The organism is Chryseobacterium sp. YR221, from assembly GCF_900176315.1.
GTDB classification, from domain to species: domain Bacteria; phylum Bacteroidota; class Bacteroidia; order Flavobacteriales; family Weeksellaceae; genus Chryseobacterium; species Chryseobacterium rhizosphaerae.
In genome coordinates this window covers 1,064,202-1,083,967 of sequence record NZ_FWXM01000001.1, presented here as the reverse complement: position 1 = coordinate 1,083,967, position 19,766 = coordinate 1,064,202, and the positions used below count along the sequence as shown (strand labels likewise).

Genomic DNA, 19,766 nt, shown 5'->3' with positions numbered 1-19,766 from the left:
TGCCCGTGGAATTTTAATCGGACGAAATTATTATGATTCTCAGAAGAAGATGCTGAAAAAAGATACTATCACTTATGATTTTGATAATCATTTCAACAGTCTTTCCAATGATTATAGTGCAGGATTTCCAACGCTTCCGATAAGGCCTTATGTGATTGGAATTAAAGCAATCGCTGCTAATTTTACAACGTTTACGGTTAACCGATATGAAATATCATCTGCCTGGGTAAAGAAGAAAATGATGAAAACCACTAATTATTTAACCAATAGTAGCAACGGTATTGATGAGATTACCAATTATACTTATGATACCAATTATAAGCATACCAATCCAACAATAATTAATGTTAATTCTTCGGATTTTACAATGGAAACTTCTTATCAGTATGCCCCAGAACAAGCGAATACTGATATGATTGCGGCCAATATGTTGGGTATTCCATTACAGACAGAAGCCAAAGAAAACGGAAAAATAATCTCAAAAACAAAAACAGTATATGCAAAAAATGCTTTAACAGGTAACCTGATTCTTCCGGTAACAACACAAAAGTTTGATAAAGATAATTCAGCTTCACCAAAAAATACTGTTGAGTTCAATCAATATGATGCACAGGGAAATATGTTGCAGTATACCACAAAAGGAAGTGTGCCAACAGCCGTTATCTGGGGGTATAATAATGTACTACCCATTGCCAAAATAGAAGGAGCAACCTATCAGGAAGCGGTAAGTTTTGCTGGCGAAATGATCTTAAAGTCTAATGAAGACATAGATGCTGACAAAGAAAAAGCATTAATGACCGCCATGGATGCCTATAGAAATCAAAATGCTTTTAAAAACTACAATATCACTACCTATACCTACGATCCACTTATTGGCATTACAAGTGTAACCCCTCCAACAGGATTAAGGGAATTTTACAAGTATGACGCAGCAGGCAGATTACAATCTGTAGTGGATGTTAACAACAATATCATAAAAGAACTAAAATATAACTACAAGCAATAACACAATCATGAAAAAATATTTGCTCTCCATAGTAGTTTTTTTATCTATGGTTTTGTCTTTGGAAGCCCAGAACTTAACACAGACAGAAAACTACGTTTATAGCAGGACATACTTAGAACCTGTTACTTCTTCCAGTACTACTGCAAAGCAGATACAGGGAGTCGGTTATATGGATGGCTTGGGAAGACCTAAGCAAAATATCTCCATTAAAGCAACTCCTTCGGGAAAAGACATTGTAATACCTATAGAATACGGTGCCTTTGGAAGGCAGGTGAAAAGCATACTTCCAATACCACAGCAAATCACAAATAACGGAGGTTTTTTCACAACTCCGGATATGTCGGGAGTAGTGCCGGTTTACGGTACAGCTTCCAATTATTACGGGGAAAATAAAATTGAAAACTCGCCATTGGCAAGATTGCAGGAGCAGGCTGCTCCGGGAGATCCGTGGAAAATGGGAAGCGGAAAAACAGTGAAATATATCTATGAATCCAATAATGATTCGGAGGTTAAAAAATTTGTTGTTAATACTTCATGGACTACTGTTTCCAATGTGCCAACATCAAACCCCAAATTAAGTGTTTCTACTGAAAACACACCATTAGTTTCAGGAGGTTTTTATAAAGCAGGAACATTGTACAAAAATACCATTACTGACGAAGACGGAAATGTTGCCATTAAATACACCAATAGCAAAAGACAGACTATTTTATTAAGAAAGAATGATGGCACCCAGAATATAGATACCTATTATGTTTATAATGAATATGGTCAGCAGGCTTTTGTGATTCTACCTTCAGCAGTAAAAGCTATTGAAGCTGCGAATAATAGTATTTCAACTGCTGTATTGGATAATCTATGCTACCAATACCGTTATGATAATCAGGACAGGCTGGTGGAAAAGAAGTTTCCGGGAAAAGATTGGGAATATACGGTGTACGACCAGCAGGACCGGATTGCGCTGATGCAGGACGGAAATCTAAGGACAACCAACAACAATTTCGGAGTAAAAGGCTGGACCTTTACCAAATACGATCAGCTGGGAAGGGTTGTTTATACAGGCTTTTTTTCCAATACAGAGACCAGGCAGGTGATACAGAATACTTTAAACAGTATGCCTTCAAATGCAGGAAACAATGAAAAATTCAGCAGCACACCAATCGTCCAAAATGGGATGAATATCTATTATGCTAAGGAAGCTTTTCCGAAGGAAAATATCACGATATTAAGTGTGAACTACTATGATGAATATCCCCCGGATGCCCCTGCAAAACCGGATGTGATTCTTGGGCAAAATACACTTTCCTCAGCAGCTTCTTCTATAACCGTCAATGGAATTACAACGAGCCGTACCATTAAGGGGCTTCCTACAGCAAGCTATGTAAGAAATATAAATGATACCAACTGGACTAAAGATTATGTATGGTATGATGTGAAAGCCCAGGAGATTGGCACCTATTCTATCAATCATCTTGGAGGCTACACCAAAACAGAAACAGAGCTGGACTTTAGCGGAGTTCCCAGGCAAATGATTACTTCCCATAAAAGAAGGAATACAGAAGCTGGAGTTATGATAAAAGAACGTTTTGAATATGATGGTCAAAACCGCCTTCTGAAACACTGGCACCAGGTCGATAGTAAGCCTGAGCAGCTACTTTCTGAAAATTCTTATAACGAACTATCCCAATTAATCAATAAAAAGGTAGGGAATGGTCTTCAGAGTATTGATTATACTTACAACATCAGGGGATGGATGGCAGGTATCAATGAAAAACAAATGTCGTTACCGGATCTGGGTGGAAAATTGTTTTCATACAAAGTAAAATACAACCAGAAGGACGGGATTACCAATCCTGATTCCGCATTATTTCCGGGGAAAGATGTGCTTCCGAGATTTAATGGAAATATTACAGAAGTTGATTGGAGGGCTGTAGAGACTGTTGGAATAAACCCACCTGCTACTCCTAAAAGGTATGGTTACTCTTATGATAAGCTCAACAGACTTTCAGCCGGATATTACCAGAATCCAAACAATCCTTACAGTAAAGAAAATACAGAATCTTTAGCCTATGACCTGAATGGTCAAATTTCGAATGTATACAGGACCTCAGTCACTGAAAATAATAATAGCACAGCTACGGTAATTGATAATCTTAATTATGCTTATTCAGGAAATAAAGTATCTACGGTTAATGATATTACCGGTAACTCAACAGGCTATGAAGGAGGAGGAAATACCATTACTTATGACTTGAATGGGAATATGGTTACTCTTTTGGATAAAAAAGTAACCTCCGTTAAGTACAACTACCTGAACCTACCGGACAATATTGTAATGTCTAACCTGCTCGGAAATTTTCTTGTTTATACCTATACTGCAAGTGGGAATAAGCTTCAGAAAATAAATCCTAGCTTAGAATGTGGTATTACAGACTGCAATACCATAAACACCATAACAGATTATCTGGATGGATTCCAGTATCTGAGCACTACCACGAGTGGAGGAAATGAAAGTATTGAATTACTGGCCCTTACCAAAGAAATGTCCAGGGCTATGGAAGTGCAGGCATTTTCCCTTGATGCCAACCGGGTTCCACCACCACCGTCAAAGACTCCAAATCTTCAGTTTTTCCCAACGGCTGAAGGATATTATGATTATGAAAAAGATCAGTATATTTACCAGTATAAAGACCTTTTAGGAAATGTAAGAGTAAGTTTCGGGAGAAACAGCGCAGGCGTTCTAGAAATTGTAGATGCCAATGATTATTATCCTTTTGGGATGAATCATCTGAAAACCGGAAATTCGTTCTTTGGGCAGAGCAGTTTTAAAAATTATAAGTTCGTAGGCAATGAGCTACAGGAAACGGGCTTTTATGACATGGGAGCCAGGTTCTACATTCCTGAGCTTGGAATATTTGGCCAGCATGATCCTCTAAGTGATTCAACACTTGATCCATATGGTTATGCTTATAATAATCCTATATTCTTTGCGGATCCAACAGGTTTAGCTGGGGAGTCTGTAGTTGGAGATTCTGGACCTGGTGGCCCTGCATCCATAGGAACTGAAAGAAGTCCAATTGATGTTGGGGAAATTGTATTAAATGCTCCAATTAGGGCAATGCCTGGTACTAATTTACCTACCTGTTCCTATTGCTATACAGGTGGTGGAGTAAAAGATGGATTACAAAACCTTGGTGTAATCCCTCGTCCTCTTTCCAATGAAGAAATATCGAGGAGAATAAATACACCTGTTCTGTATAATGGTTCTGCTTATATGATGGGCGGGGATGTATTAGGTTTTTCAGATTTATTAGGAATAATAATTTCTAATATAAAGCCTGAAAATCGAGAAGCTGCACTTGGTTTGGCTGCTTTGGCTGTAATCACTACAAAATTTAAAGCGACTCCGGGAATAATAAATGCAGAGAGTAAAATATGGACAGTTGGATCTTATAAACAACTAAGAAGTGTTGAAATTGGATTAGATGCACATCACGTTGGGCAAAGTGCACTTATGAAAAGACTTGTAGTGGGTTATGAGCATGATACAGCACCAACAATCTTAGTTCCAGCAATAGGACATAGATTTTTAGGACCAAATGGAATTGTATCGAGAAGTACTAAAGGATTTGAAAATGCTAGACAGGTTTTAGCAAGAGATATTTTTGAATTGAGACGTGTTTATGGTGATCAAAATATACCAAATAGTGCATTGCAAGATTTGATTCAACTTAATAAAACTAAATATCCAAATGCATTCATTAAACCAGAAAAATTAGAATAATTATATATGAAACCAGAAGAATTAGTAAGAGTTCTCAAAAGAGAAACCATTGAAGGAAATTTAGAATTGTATAAAAATTTATTAGATACAACAAATGAAGCAAAAGATCCTGTATGGAAAGGAATCCTCCCTATCTATATAAATTTTTCAAAAGAAGAAAAAGAAATTTTTATCAAATTTTTAAGAGTTGTGGAAATAAATACTCTATCCCATGTATTGGGAATAATAGATGGATCTACATATGTTGATGGAATAACACAGGATTTTTTTCTAACTACAGGAGATAGCAATGAGAAAATTAATGATGACTTACAGAGTTTGTTTTTGGAGTTAATAGAAGAAGAATAAATGTAATTTAGAGGCTGTTTTTAATTCAGCCTCTTTTTCTTTTTTCGTTGATTATTCTTTATAAAAATTTATATGTATAAACTTATTGAACCGGAAGTTGCCGGAGGATTAGGTGAAAAAACAGCAATGGATAATACTTTTTTTCCTCCTATTGTTAAATATCTCCATTATGAATTTGATGGATGGATGGGGAATGATATTCTTGAGTCGTTTCCTTGCTATATAGTAACAGAACAATTAAAAAAAGACATCGAATCCGAAACTTTAACAGGTATTACTTTCGATATTGTTTTAGTATCAAAATCAGATACTTTTCTTGAATTGTATCCAAACAAAGAACTTCCAATTTTCTTTTGGGCTAAAATAAACGGAGAATCATACAAAGATGATTTTTTTATTACTGAAAAAAACACTTTGGCAATATCTGAAAAAGCTTACTCGTTATTGAATGATTACAATATAGATCAGGCTGATATTGAAGCCCTAGAATAATGCCAAAGTTTTAAACTCACTTAAATAATTGAATAGATGAGGCTGATAAAAAGTCAACTGATTTTATTCTATGGTGTGATGAAGTAATTAAAAAATCTGCAATAGAATGGATTGAGGAAAATAAAGCAGAAGAGACCGGAGGAGGATTTGGATATAAAAGAAGTTTATTATAATATGTTTTTATTCGATAACGACTTTTTTGTTATATTTGAAATAGTAAAACTAAAAACGTTCTTTAAATCTTTTGTTAGATTTTGCAGATTAAAATATTATTGGATTGTGGCAAATTCGTAACTAGTGCAGAAAATAAAATTAGCAATTTGTTTATTTTCAATGATTTACACGATATGGTTCGAATCCCTCACTCTCCGCAAGTATTAAATATAAACCTACTGATTATCAGTGGGTTTTGTTTTTTTTATTAAAGTTTTCTTTCTCACATTTTCTCTATAGGTCTTATATAACAAAGATAGTGACGTAATCTTTAGAGTTGTTCAAATGGTAGTTGATTATGCTGTCTTATTATACAGAAAATCAGAATTATAAAAAAGTGAAAATAATCAGCTTAATCCTTTTTCTATTTTTATAAGTCAATATTTTTTCACAGAAAATTGATAGCAAAAAACTATACCTTTACAGGAATATAAAACTAATAATGCTTACGATAAATTTCTCAGAGTTTCCTGAACTGGAAACGGAAAGACTGAAACTCAGACGTGCTGATGTAAATGACATCAATGAATTATTTGCATTACGCTCTGATCCCAAAGTAATGGAATATATCCCCAAACCAGTAGCTACATCAATCGAAGAAGCATCGGATCACCTCAAAGCAATTGATGAAAAAATCAGCAGTAATGAAATCATTAATTGGGCAATTACCCTGAAAGGCGACGCTAAAATGATTGGGACTATCGGTTATTATCATATTAAACCTGAGCATTACCGGGCAGAAATCGGTTATATGCTGCTTCCTGATTTTCAGGGAAAAGGTTATGTTACCGAGGCCATTGCTGAAGTGGTTAATTATGGTTTTGCTACAATGGGATTACACTCGATAGAAGCGTTGATTGATCCTGCCAATTTAGGTTCTGCCAAAGTATTGGAGAAATGTGATTTTATGAAAGAAGGACATTTTAAAGAAAGTGAATTCTATAACGGAGAATTTATCGATACGGTAATTTATTCCAAAGTAAATGGACGAAATTAATGGTGAAAAACAAAAATTAATAATAGCAAAAACAGGATATATCTTATTGGGCTATTTTTAATTATATATAAAAATATCAAAAGAAGGACTACGCTTTTGGTCATAGTCTCTATCTCCGGAAAAAGTTGCAAATCAAGTGGTTTGCAACTTTTTTTGCTATAAAAGGATTGTGGCCAAAACAAAACGGTGATCATAGTACTTTTTAAAAATTGGAAAAAAATGGCACAATAGAGAATAGAAGTATCATCATTAAAATGTAACAGAAACGTTTTATGAGTTGTTATGATAATAACAGAGAAAAAATAGGATAACCATACCATTCAATTATTGACATATGAGAAAAATACATGCAATCATTATATTGTTTTTATCACTCAACATTTTTGCACAAAATGTAAATGACAAAATAAAACTATTTGAAAACGACTTCTACCATTGGGATAAATCAAAAAAGAAGACTTCTTTAAAAGATAGAATGTCTTTTTATAATGTCAACGCAGTAAGTATTGCGGTGATTAAAGATTACAAAATAGAATGGGCAAGAGCATACGGTTTTGCAGATGCTTCTGAGAAAAGAGTAGCAACTCCCCAAACGCTGTTTCAGGCAGGATCTATTAGTAAGACTATTAATAGCTTAGGTATTTTAAAATTAGTTCAGGAAGGAAAATTAGGTTTGGATGATGATATTAATAATTACCTGAAAACATGGAAATTTCCTTATGATAATGTTTCAAAAGGCAGGAAAATTACTATTGCTAATTTATTGAATCATAATGCGGGGTTGTCGGTTCATGGTTTCGGAGGTTATGAAAAAGGAACCCCTTTACCTACGACAATTCAAACGCTTGACGGATTGAAACCTTCCAATTCCGGTGCTGTCAGGTCTGTATTTGAACCAGGGGTGACGTTTCAGTATTCTGGTGGGGGAACGACGATTAGTCAATTAATTCTCGAAAATACAACCGGCAAAAAATACGAAGATTATATGCTGAAAAATGTTTTGACTCCATTGGGGATGGATAACAGTTCTTTCAGCCAACCCCCTGCAAAAAACAAAGAAAATTTGTTGGCAACAGGCTATAATTATGATAAAGAGGTGAGGGGGAAGTATCATATTTACCCCGAAAAAGCGGCGGCCGGTTTATGGACAAATCCAACAGATTTAGCAAAATATATTATTGAAACTCAACTGTCATTAGTAGGAAAATCAAATAAAATTTTGTCTAAAGAAATGTCACAAAAAAGACTGGAGAAAGATTTTGGAACATTTTCAGATGATTTTAATGGCGTGAAATATTTTAATCACAGCGGAGGAACTGATGGGTTTATTTGTTTCTATTTGGGAAGCGTTGAAGATGGAAATGGAGTGGTTGTGATGACCAATGGTAACAGCAATAAGATAGTAGAAGAAATTGTGGCAAGCATTGCAGGCTTGAATCAATTTAAAAATTACCCTTTACAATCGAGTAAAGAGTCAATTTCTGCAACGATAAGAAAAGAGCTGTCCAAAAGTGTAGACAAAGGTCTTGAACTTTACAAAAAACTAAAGAAAACTCAACCTAACGATTACAATTTCTCGAACGAAAGCGAACTCAATATGCTGGGATATGAATATTTGAATAATAATGAAATAGATGCTGCCATCAAAATTTTCACTTTGAATATCAATGAATTTCCAACATCAGCAAATGTCTATGACAGCCGAGGTGAAGCTTATTTTAATAAAAAAGATTATCAGTTATCAAAAAAGGATTATCAAAAAGTATTAGAACTGGAGCCAACAAATCCAAACGCAAAAGCAATGCTTCTGAAAATAGAAAAAGAAACCGGGAAATAATTAATGGATTTTATAAAATGCTCATAGACTGCTCAATCCGGGTATTTTTAAAGAATAGGAAAAGAAACTCATGAATATAAAACCAATAAGACCTCCTTACGAAAGAGGTCTTTTTTTATTGTAATTCAAGACTCAGTATGAATATCGTCTGATGTGTATGTTTGGAATAACCGGGTCAGATAGAAAAAGTGAGCATTTCCAGCAGTCCTTCACCCTGCTGATGAAACAGTTTATTATTTCCATTCAGCTGAAATTCGACATTTTTTACGCTGTCCATTTGGATGCTACTGACATTTAAATCATTGATGACTGCCATTATTCCTTTTCTGGAATACAGGTTTACACGGTCATCTATAAACTTTTCAAACAGGTCTATAATAGTATTGTGAAGAGGTTGCGCATACTCAGGTACATCTGTAAGTTCTAGGCAATAATCCATGATTACCCTATTGTGCTTATCTCCAGATCTAAACCTTTGCATCAGTGTAATAAATTGATGATTATGGATATAGTGAACAACTCCTTCAAAAATAATAACGGAAGGCTTTTCAGGTTGGTATCCCTGTAGCTGCAATGTCTCCATAAGTAGTTTGGTATCCGTTAAATTACATTGAATACAATGAGGAAGATCGGTATCAGAAATCAAATCTGAATAAATTGTTGCTTTAGTGTGAATAGTATCGCTTCCGTCTACTTCGAAAATATGGCTGATCCTATCTGCACAGTGCTCCAACAGAAAAATTGATAATGGATCCAGGCCGGCTCCAAGAATGCATACCTGTTGTTGAGGATGGGAAAGGAGTAGTTCTGAAAGTGCTTTTCTGATATATCTTTTCCTTAAGCAGATTACATCGCTAATAGTGGCAGAAACGGAAGCCATCTGTTCATTGGCAGCCGCTATAGAGCCGAAGTCAATATATTCAAGATATCTTTTCTCCAGATCAGAAGTGTATACTGAATTTGATTGTTGTAGCACTAAAGCAGAAGTAAGAGGGACATTGGTTTTAATATGAGCGTTCACGGAGAATAAATTTTTAAATGAGAATTTGTATTTGTTAAATATAGTTATAATAAATTATTATGTTTTAAGTATTTATTTAAATTATTTTATTTTAGATTAAATAATTTAAATAAACAATATTATGATTAATAATAGTTAAATTACGTAAGTAATTAAAATAAAACTGAATTCAAATCATGTAAACATTCAAATTAATGAATAAAACAATCACAAAAGACCTTAAAGTTTTGCTACTGAACCCATTTCCGCAACGTATAAGTCCACATGCAGAGCTCCTTAAGGAAGAGAGCGAAAGATGGATCAGGGAAGAATATAGTTCTTTATCCCCATCCTTTGTCAAAATGATGATGAGGCTCAATGGTGCTTCCTGGGCTGCCCATTGCTGGCCGGATGCTTCTCTCCCCGTATTGACTTCCATCACCAGAGCTTTGTTGTGGGGGATTGCCCAGGATGATTATTATGCTCCACTTCAGGGGGATGAATTGCCAAAGGTAACTTATCGTATGATGGAAATAGCGCGGGGTACAATTCCAGAACCGGAAGAAAATCCTATTATTCATCAGTTTTCTATCTTTATGAGGGAATTTGAAAATATTGCAACAGAAGATTGGATGAAAAGATATGTATACGATATCTCTCAATATCTTGAAGGGATAGAAATAGATTCATCGATAAGCTACCGTAAGAACATTAACTATCCCACCATTAATGAATATATACCCATTCGTAGAAAAAATGTGGCTATGGCTACTGTAAATGATAAGATAGAGTTGGTAACAGGTATTTTACCTGATTATATTGTAGTGCATCCTTTTATCCAGCAAGCCCGCATCCTGGCAGGAGATTTATTTGCCTGGAGTAATGATCTGATTTCATTGGAAAAAGAAATGCGGGATGATGAAGCGATGAACCTTGTATTGGTTATCCAGAATGAACGGAAATGTTCAATTGAAGATGCTTTTGATGAAGCTGTTCAGATGTATAACTCCCGTGTGGAGTGCTTTATGGATCTGTATAATGATATTCCCGATTTTGGTATCTATACGCCGGTGGTGAAGAAATTTCTGGAAGGGCAGGGCTTATGGATCAGCGGCTATCTGAACTGGTTTGAAGAAACCAACAGATATAAACCATCAGATCAACTTATTTAAGTCATCAAAATATTATCTGAGAATAAAATCACTGGATTTGTATAAAATACTCAAAGACCACCCAATCCGGGTATTCTAAAATAACGGAGAAAAAACTTGGGAATATAAGACGAATGAAAAAGAACCTTCTTACAAAAGAGGTCCTTTTTATGTTCATATAGGCTAATCTCTGTTGCCACTTTTAGCTTGTCGCACCGCCTGATTATCCTTTTGATTAAAACGATAAACTAATGTCAGACGATAACGGGCCGCATTGGGAATGCTGGTTTGATTAATTTCATAATCCGATCCAATAGTTCTGGTGTTAAACTTTCGGAGTTCAAACAAATTACTTACATCCAGCGTAAGTGTTGCTTTATCTTTCCAAAAAGTCTTGCTGAGCCCCAGGTCAATACTGTGCAGTGCGTCTGTACGGGTTTGCGCTGTAGCATTAGCTCCTCTGAAGTTATAGACTGCCTGAAAAGAAAGCTTATTTTTAAATTTTAGTTGGGAACTCAGGCGGGTTGTAAGTGTATTACCGGAATAATCAAAGTTTTGATTTTGATAACTGCCTTGCTCCTTATAGTGATACACATTCAGCTCAGCATTTGCCTGTAGCCATTTGAAAGGGTTGTAGAGTAGAGAGAGCTCAAAACCGGTACGTGTTTCTTTATTAATATTCACTGGCATAGTGATCAATAAACCGTTAGCATCCCGAAAAGTATAATCCTCTATTACGCCGTTATTTCGTTGGTGATAAATAGATGGGTTAAAAGTAAATGTTTTCCAGTTTTTGAGGAAAGCCAGTTCAAATACATTGGCGTAAGATGGGTTAAGATCCGGATTGCCAACATAACGGGTGCTCAAATCAGTAAGCTCATTAAACGGATAAAGCATTCCCAGTCTGGGTCTGTTGATACGTTTACTGTAGCTGGCTTGCAAGTTGGCGGCAGCATTGAAACGATAGCTGATATTTAATGTTGGAAACAGACGATTGTAATTCTTTTGATTCGTGTAATTGCCTGCACGGTCATCAATACCGATATGAGTGAGCTCACCACGAAGGCCTGCCTGATAACCAAAAGCACCTGTTTTACCGGAAAACTGTATATAGGCACTTCCTATCAGTTCTTTATACAAGAGATGATTGTCGATCCCGTCAATAATTTCCCAGCTTGCAGTATTCTGTTGCTCTGCAATAAAATCAGAGTTTACCCTGCGGTCTTCCATTTTTAAACCGAATTCCAGGGTAGAAGTGCTGTCTAAAGGCTGTACCATATCGGTCTTAATCATCAGGTCCTTACTTTTTCCGAAAGAATTTGTCCTGATCATAGGGAATGTAGTGGTAACGGGTAAAATTTTGCTGGTGGATAAATTCCAGTCTTTATCGCTGTCCCAGAAATCATATTGCATATCTACCGTCAACTTTTTACCTGCTTTCTCAAAAGTTTTAGTATAATTAAATTCAAGCTGGTTATAGCTTCGTTTTTCCCATGATTCACCACTTCGGCTGAGGCTGCTGTCAAGAACACTGTTTTTTCCGGAATATGAATAACTTAGCCGGGTTTTGTCATGATCATTGGTTGAATTTCGCATGAAAGCAGCAGTGATCGTGTTATGATCATTGATTTGAAAGTCTGCACCAAAATAGAGTAGTCTTGCATCATCATGCCGGTCTTCATCCTGACGTTGGTTCAGGTATACCGGGGTCCCGGAACGTCCGGCAGATTGTTGCATGGTATATAAACCAACATAATCTGATAACCGTAAACCATAAGTCGCAAATAAATTAATTCTATTGGATTTATAGCTTAAACTGGGACTTATACGGGTCTCATTAGGAATACCACCCACCAGACGCAATTGGCCACTGAATCCGGCCTTCTTATTTTTTTTAAGAATGATATTGATGATCCCTGCGGAACCGGCTGCATCGAATCGGGAAGAGGGATTGGTGATGACTTCTATACGCTCTACCTGATCGGCAGGAAGCTGTTCCAAGGCATTATTTTGGGTTAATCCCGTACGCCGCCCGTCCACAAGTACCAATACTCTGCTATTTCCACGCAGGCTGATTGTTCCTCCGGGACTGACACTCACTGAAGGTACAATATTGAGTAAATCGGTCACCGCCCCGGATTGGGAGACGACATCTTTACCCACCTCGAAAACCTTTTTATCAAGTTTTAAACTGACCGATGATCGCTGAGCTGTTACATTTACCTCCTGTAATAACTTGGTATCAGGTTCTAAAACGATGGTTCCAAGGTTGATTACTTCATTGGGGTGTGCCTGTAAAGGTTTACTGATCGCCTGAAATCCGATCAGATTGTAGCTGATTGTGTAATTCCCTGCAGGGATGTTTTCCAGTCGGAAAGCACCCTTGGTATCCGAAATTCCGGCGGCAACAGGACTTTCTGTGTTACTTCTTACCGTGACGGTTACATACGGTATGGAGGTACCTTGTTTTTCATGGATGATACCGGTTATCTGACCTGTCTGTGCAAAGCAGTAAGACACAGTTATAAAGATAAGAAAAGGTGTTGCTAATAGTTTCATGATGTAAATTTAGATCACGGATAAACCGGTTATCTGTGAAAACATTTCAACGACTCTATAAGCTTCTAAACAGCCATCAGGCTTTGAAAATTACCTTGTATATTTACATCATGCATAACCTGTTATTTTTGTTGACATTGCTCAGTGCACTGACCAGACCTGTGATCCGTACTGAAGAACCGATACCTGTCTATAAAACAGGTGATAACAAAGCATGGGCAGCAAAAGATTATGATGATAAAGGCTGGTCTCAGACCAGGGGAAATACCCTGGACAGGATATTTTGGTCGAGAACCCATTTTGAGCTACGTCCGGTGGAAAATGAGCTGAAACCTCTTGGCCTTCAGATTCAGTCTTTTGGTGCTTTTGAGGTATATTGGGATGGAGTACTGATTGGACACAACGGACAGCTTCCCCAACATGGAAAGCCAGAAATGCCGGGGACTGAGAGCAGTTATTACAGGGTTCCGGACCATTTGATTTCACCGGGTTTCCATACCGTTGCCTTGCGCAGTTCGCAATCATTTTTTCCTGAGGTACAACGTTCTGTAGATTTTAAGATGGATAGCTATACGGCATTATTAACAAAACCTTTGGTGACAATGTCTTATATGAATCTGATGGCAGGAGCTTTTCTGATTGCGGCCGTCTATTATTTTTTTCTTTACCTGAACAGCAGGCGCAGGCCATGGGATACCCTGATCTTTGCTTCTATATGTTTTCTTTTTTTTGTTTTACTGATCATGGAATACCTGAAATTCCATGTTGTAATTCCGTATACTGATTTTTTTGTACGCCTTGAAATCATCGGATGGCTTACCTTTGCCAATGCCCTGCTGGTGCCTTTATATTTTATCATTCAGTTTAATTGTAAACAGGGAAAATGGTTGATGGGGGCCTTACTTATTACATTAGTATTGCTTTACATTGTACATTATGGAGCTTATGATCTTACCGCACGTCTTTATAGTTTGGCCATGCTGATTGCAGCTTTCATTGTAGTTTTGAATGGTATTATTCAAAAAGAAAAAGGAGGTTTTATAGCGCTAGCAGCACTTGTAATCAGTGCTTTGGTTAATAAATTGGTGGTTTATGACTTTGGCCTGTTTATCAGTTTTACCGTCATTGTATTGAGTATGCTTTACCTTCATTCCATTAGGGCAAGTGTCATTGAAACAGAACATCAGAATGCAGTATTGCTTTCTTCAAGATTACAGTTAGAATTGCTTAAAAAGAATATTCAGCCTCATTTTTTAAGAAATACGCTGACCTCCATGATGGATTGGGTAGAAGAATCTCCTAAGGAAGGCTCACGGTTCATACAGGCACTGGCTACAGAATTTGACATTATGAATGAAATTTCCGAGCAAACTCTAATTCCTATTACCAAAGAACTGGAGTTTTGCCGGCAGCATATATCGATTATGGGGTTTCGTAAAGAAATCAATTACATTTGGGAAGAGGTGGGAATAGATGAAGAGCAGCTCATACCGCCGGCTATTATTCATACTTTACTGGAAAATGGAATAACTCATAGTGAACCTTTACCGGGAAATACTGTGAAATTTGTGCTCTCTTATTTTTTGAAAGAGAAAACCCATGAGTATACTTTTGAAACACTGGCAGAAAACCGGAAAGTGATGACGAAGAGGACTGGAGGAAATGGCTTTAAATATATTAGAGCACGGCTGACTGAAAGCTATGGCCAAAACTGGACCTTCGATTCAGTTGCTACTGAAAACGGCTGGATATCTACCATTCATATTTTACGACAATGAACATACTGATTATAGAGGATGAGGCAAGGATTGCCCGCCGCCTGGAACGAATGACCATCGAATTCTTTGCAAGTAAACCCGTTACAATTAGTATTTGTGACTCTTTACAGAAAGGACTTGATCAAATTAGAAATCAGCTTCCTGATCTGTTGCTTCTGGACCTTAATCTCAATGGAGATAATGGATTTGAAATATTGGAACAGATGGTAGCGTCCTCTTTTCATACGATTATTGTTTCAGCTAATACCGATAAGGCTATTACTGCTTTTGCCTATGGGGTGCTTGATTTTGTTCCAAAACCTTTCGATCAGGAGCGGCTTTTTAAAGCCTTGACACGGTTTGTAAGCCCCGCTTTAAAAGTGGAAGAAGACATTAAATATCTTGCTGTAAAAAAAGCCGGACAGGTTCGTCTCATCAATATTACAGAACTCATTTACATTAAGGGAGCCGGAATCTACACCGAGCTTCACCTTACCAATGGACGGAGTGAGCTCCACGACAAGTCTCTTGAATTATTACACCAGCTGCTTCCTGATCAGTTTGAACGGATCCATAAATCCTATTTGGTTAATTTTTCGCAGGTTGAAAAGGTGCTCGTCAATACAGGTACCCGCTACAGTGTACTGCTTAAAACAGGTGAAGTACTGCCTGTAGGCCGCTCAAAGTATAAAGAACTCAAGAATAAGATGATCTGATTTCTGAAATTGATACAGTAGATTTTCCGGGTATTTATAGTCACATGGTTTGTTTTGACTTTTTTGTATTTTAGCACACGCCTGAAAGTGGATTATTTCATCAATTGATGAATGAATAAAACATTTCATAATGAAAAACTAAAAAATAATAACTAAAAGATTGTATCAAGCCATGGAAAAAGAAATAACGGAGTTAACCGATCAGGAACTATTAGAGAAAGTAAAAAAGAAAAAGTCTAACGACATTACCAATGCTGTAATCTTGGGATTTCTGATTGGTATTGCCACCTACAGCACTGTAAAATATGGTTTGGGACTTTTTACGTTTCTTCCTGTGCTTTTTGCTCTTTTTGCTGCCAATAAATGGGGGAAAGACAAAAAAGCATTAGAAGAAGAATTAAAATCAAGAAACCTGAAGTAAGGCATCACTTTATATCTTTAGAAATCAAATGATCACCATTAAAAAATAATCCTATGAAAATAAAATCGTTCACCCTTATCTTAACCCTACTTTTTCAATTCGTAAGCTTAACTGTATTTTCACAGAAAGCTGAGGGCTTAAGTTCCTTATTGGATAAAAACGCTGAATTTATTTTCCCGCAAACCACAGACAAAGTTGCTAAAGTACTGCATACAGAAACTGTTTTCTATGGAGATGCCAATGAGGAAAAATATGCTAAATGGCTTACCAAATCAGGATTGGAATTATATTGCAGCCTTGGAAAAAATAATGTGATCAACGAAATGTTTTTCGATATTCCGGATGATAAAGTTATTATTGTGGAAGGTCTGCCTTTTGGTCTTGTCATGAATAAAACAACGTTAGAGGAAAGTAAAACCAAATTCGGTAAATATGGTGCTAAGGTCCAAAAGCTAGGAGATGACAGCTCATTCTCGGGCGGTGCAAAGCTGATTTTCAAAAAAGGGAAGTACTATACAACATTGCTTTTTGACAATAAGAATCTTCTGAAATTTATAGGTCTTACAACAGAGCTTGCTGATCCTGCTGCCGGTTAACAAGGTCCTCTGTCTTAAAATAATACCGGGTTTCCGGTTGGATATAAAAAACCTTCAGAAGTAATCTGAAGGTTTTATTTTTTCAATGTTATCTTGCTTTTCTTTAATTACGCAAAAACTGTCCAATTCCCACAGAATCAAAGGTAAAAACAGACTTGTTTTCAGACTTATCGATTTTGCTGCTGATGGTCAATGCCCATAAAACTAATTCTTTACAGAAATTTTGATCTTCCGTACTTAATTCTGACGCATTTTCTTCAATAAGTGCCACTAAAGGTTTTATACTGTCTAGTTTAGCATAGAACTCCTCATCCGTATCATTGTAATTGAGTTCAAGATGGTTTTTATTGAACCATCTGATGAGATCTGTGTAAGGTGTTTTTATATCTTCTTTTTCCAGTTTAGGGATGCGTGGGAATATACTTTCAAACTGTCTCATCACAGCTTTGTCAATTAATATTTTCGCCACATAATCCGCTCCTTCCTGTTCACCTTCATATACCAGTTCAATTTTTCCTGTGATGGATGGAATAATAGACATAAAATCGAGCAAACGTACTGTAGTCTTTTCGGTATCTGATTCAATCAGGCGTAATTTTGCTGCGGCTACCAGATTTTCCATAGCGCTGATGGTCAGACGGGCACTTACTCCGCTTTTTGCATCTACGTATTCACTGTCACGGGCTGCAAAAGCAACTTCCTCCAAAAGATCTTTTGCCAAGCTACTGATTTGTATTTGTGACTGATCCTCAGGCGAAATCATGGCTTCCTGTTCTGTGATCTGTCTGGCCAGTGCGATTGTTTTAGGATAATGAGTGAAAATTTGTGATCCGATTCTGTCTTTAAGTGGGGTGACAATGCTGCCCCGATTGGTATAGTCTTCCGGATTCGCGGTAAAGACAAATTGAATATCAAGAGGCATTCTCAATTGAAATCCACGGATCTGAACATCTCCTTCCTGTAAAATATTAAACAAGGAAACCTGTATTCTTGCCTGTAAATCAGGAAGCTCATTGAGCACAAATATAGAACGGTTCGCACGGGGAATCATTCCGTAATGCAGTACCCTTTCATCAGAATAGGGCAGCTTTAGGGTCGCTGCTTTGATAGGATCTATATCACCAATTAAATCAGCAACATTCACATCGGGAGTGGCCAGTTTTTCGAAAAAACGGTTGGAACGGTGTACCCACGAAATGGGAGTTTCATCCCCTAATTCTGCAATAAGGTCTCTGGCGAATTTTGAGATAGGGTGGTATGGGCTGTCATTGATTTCAGAACCTTTTACTATGGGCATATATTCGTCAAGCAGATTCACCATACTTCTGGCAATTCTTGTTTTTGCCTGTCCGCGGAGTCCCAGCAGATTAATATGGTGACCGGCAAGAATTGCCTTTTTCAACTGGGGAATTACCGTATCTTCATATCCCCAAAGTCCTTCAAATACAGGTTCTTTAGCTTTAATTCTTGCAATGAGGTTACCCTGAATTTCTTCATTAATCGTTTTATCAGTATATCCTGATTTTTTTAATTCTTTAAATGTGATATCGTTTTTCATTTTGTTTACTAATACTATATTATCTGATGAGAAATAGTGATGCCTTTATCAGTGAATTTTGATGACTGGTATTTAATTCCGGCATCTGGTTATATTCTCTTTATTCTGTTTTTTTCGTAATCTTCAAAAATCATTTGTCCTAAACCGGACAGGCCTGTAAGAAATGCTTTTCCTTTGTTTTGAGCTGTAAATGCTTCTACAAATTGACGGAGATAAGGATCCTGGGCAATCATAAAGGTGGTAATAGGAATTTTCAGTTTTCGGGCTTGTGCTGCTTTATTGAGACACTGGGACACAATCTTTTCATCCAGACCATAGCTGTTCATATAAAACTCGCCGCTGGGTAGCTGGATGCAGCTTGGTTTTCCGTCAGTGATCATAAAAATCTGTTTATTGGTATTTCTTTTTCTCCGAAGAATATCCATAGCCAGTTCCAGTCCGGCGACTGTATTGGTATGATAAGGACCTACCTTTAAATAGGGAAGATCTTTGACCTTAATAGGCCAGGCTTCATTTCCAAAAACAATAATATCTATAGAGTCCTTAGGGTATTTGCGCTTTATTAATTCTACCAATGCCATAGCCACTTTTTTGGCCGGTGTAATACGGTCTTCACCATATAAAATCATGGAGTGGCTGATATCGATCATCAGCACCGTACTCATTTGTGCTTTATGTTTGGTTTCCTCTACAATGAGGTCATCTTCCGTTAAGCGCAGGTCTGAGATTCCATTATTGATCTGGGCATTTTTTAGACTTTCCGTTAAATTCAAGGTGGCCAGGTCATCTCCGTACTGGAAAGAGCGGTTTTCACCGTCACGTTCATCTCCGATTCCTGCTTTGGTGGTGCGGTGATTTCCGGTTCCGTTTTTTTTGAGTTTCCCAAAGATTTGGTCGAGGGCATATTCCCGTAATGCAGATTCCAGTTTGGGAGTCAGGATGTTTTTCCCTTTGCCTTGCCCTGAATTACCCTCCTCAGGATCTTCTTCCTTGATGTATCCCCGTTTTTTTAAATCTTCTTCAAAATCCTGAAGTGAATATTCATCACTAAAAATATCATATTCTTTATCAAGCATATCGAGCCATTCAAAGGCTTCTTCAATATCGCCGGAAGTGTGGGTGAGCAAATCTTTGAAAATATCAAAGACCCGGTCAAAATGTGATAATTCTTCCGGAATATGTTTACTGAACGTAAAACCTCTCTGAGAATTAAAATCTTTATTTGTCATAAGATGATGAAGCTATATTGGGTTGCGAATACATGAGATACCGGTTGAAATGCAGAACCGTTACACCGTTGATGAACGTTTTTTATTTCATTCGAAATGATC

General features: G+C 36.9%; 14 protein-coding genes and 1 pseudogene. 11 read left to right on the top strand and 4 right to left on the bottom strand.

The window, feature by feature from the left end; translation table 11 throughout:
• The 6 genes and pseudogenes from B8967_RS04880 to B8967_RS04850 form a co-directional block, all read left to right on the top strand.
• Window positions 1-1,006, top strand: a pseudogene (locus B8967_RS04880) (hypothetical protein); the annotation flags it as partial.
• A 7-nt stretch (window positions 1,007-1,013) separates the two neighbouring features.
• Complete coding sequence (locus tag B8967_RS04875) at window positions 1,014-4,790, top strand: DUF6443 domain-containing protein (RefSeq protein ID WP_084084825.1); 3,777 nt, start codon at window positions 1,014-1,016, stop codon at window positions 4,788-4,790.
• Between the two features lie 6 nt (window positions 4,791-4,796).
• Complete coding sequence (locus tag B8967_RS04870; protein WP_084084823.1) at window positions 4,797-5,138, top strand: hypothetical protein; 342 nt, start codon at window positions 4,797-4,799, stop codon at window positions 5,136-5,138.
• Window positions 5,139-5,210: 72 nt separating this feature from the next.
• A complete protein-coding gene (locus B8967_RS04865) occupies window positions 5,211-5,630 on the top strand; it encodes a hypothetical protein (protein ID WP_084084821.1) in 420 nt (139 codons plus the stop codon).
• A 655-nt stretch (window positions 5,631-6,285) separates the two neighbouring features.
• Window positions 6,286-6,840 carry a GNAT family N-acetyltransferase gene (locus B8967_RS04860; RefSeq protein WP_084084819.1) on the top strand — a complete coding sequence of 185 codons (555 nt, stop codon included), beginning with the start codon at window positions 6,286-6,288 and terminating at the stop codon, window positions 6,838-6,840.
• A gap of 334 nt (window positions 6,841-7,174) precedes the next feature.
• A complete protein-coding gene (locus tag B8967_RS04850) occupies window positions 7,175-8,677 on the top strand; it encodes a serine hydrolase domain-containing protein (RefSeq protein ID WP_084084815.1) in 1,503 nt (500 codons plus the stop codon).
• Window positions 8,678-8,852: 175 nt separating this feature from the next.
• Here the strand turns inward: B8967_RS04850 and B8967_RS04845 are convergent, their stop codons facing one another.
• A complete protein-coding gene (locus tag B8967_RS04845; protein WP_084084814.1) occupies window positions 8,853-9,698 on the bottom strand; it encodes a class I SAM-dependent methyltransferase in 846 nt (281 codons plus the stop codon).
• Window positions 9,699-9,892: 194 nt separating this feature from the next.
• Here B8967_RS04845 and B8967_RS04840 point away from each other — a divergent pair, with 194 nt between their 5' ends.
• Complete coding sequence (locus tag B8967_RS04840) at window positions 9,893-10,849, top strand: terpene synthase family protein (protein WP_143330465.1); 957 nt, start codon at window positions 9,893-9,895, stop codon at window positions 10,847-10,849.
• Window positions 10,850-11,011: 162 nt separating this feature from the next.
• On the opposite strand, the gene B8967_RS04835 is transcribed toward B8967_RS04840, so the two are convergent.
• Window positions 11,012-13,387 carry a TonB-dependent receptor gene (locus B8967_RS04835; RefSeq protein ID WP_084084812.1) on the bottom strand — a complete coding sequence of 792 codons (2,376 nt, stop codon included), beginning with the start codon at window positions 13,385-13,387 and terminating at the stop codon, window positions 11,012-11,014.
• A gap of 35 nt (window positions 13,388-13,422) precedes the next feature.
• On the opposite strand from B8967_RS04835, the gene B8967_RS04830 reads away from it, so the two are divergent.
• The 4 genes from B8967_RS04830 to B8967_RS04815 all read left to right on the top strand — a co-directional run bounded on the left by B8967_RS04830 (window position 13,423) and on the right by B8967_RS04815 (window position 16,877).
• Window positions 13,423-15,165 (top strand): histidine kinase, encoded by a 1,743-nt coding sequence (locus B8967_RS04830; RefSeq protein WP_228406038.1) that lies wholly within the window; start codon window positions 13,423-13,425, stop codon window positions 15,163-15,165.
• The gene (locus B8967_RS04825; RefSeq protein WP_047490768.1) at window positions 15,162-15,860 is read left to right on the top strand and encodes a LytR/AlgR family response regulator transcription factor; all 699 of its coding nucleotides are present in this window, start codon (window positions 15,162-15,164) and stop codon (window positions 15,858-15,860) included. The genes B8967_RS04830 and B8967_RS04825 overlap by 4 nt, the downstream gene beginning before the upstream one ends.
• 172 nt (window positions 15,861-16,032) lie before the next feature.
• Complete coding sequence (locus tag B8967_RS04820; protein WP_084084810.1) at window positions 16,033-16,281, top strand: hypothetical protein; 249 nt, start codon at window positions 16,033-16,035, stop codon at window positions 16,279-16,281.
• 53 nt (window positions 16,282-16,334) lie between these two features.
• The gene (locus B8967_RS04815) at window positions 16,335-16,877 is read left to right on the top strand and encodes a hypothetical protein (protein WP_084084809.1); all 543 of its coding nucleotides are present in this window, start codon (window positions 16,335-16,337) and stop codon (window positions 16,875-16,877) included.
• Window positions 16,878-16,980: 103 nt separating this feature from the next.
• Here B8967_RS04815 and B8967_RS04810 read toward each other — a convergent pair whose 3' ends face one another.
• On the bottom strand, window positions 16,981-18,435 hold the full coding sequence (locus B8967_RS04810) for a sigma 54-interacting transcriptional regulator (RefSeq protein ID WP_047490757.1): 1,455 nt from the start codon (window positions 18,433-18,435) through the stop codon (window positions 16,981-16,983).
• Window positions 18,436-18,524: 89 nt separating this feature from the next.
• On the bottom strand, window positions 18,525-19,664 hold the full coding sequence (locus B8967_RS04805) for a vWA domain-containing protein (RefSeq protein WP_047490755.1): 1,140 nt from the start codon (window positions 19,662-19,664) through the stop codon (window positions 18,525-18,527).
• Between the last annotated feature and the right edge of the window lie 102 nt (window positions 19,665-19,766).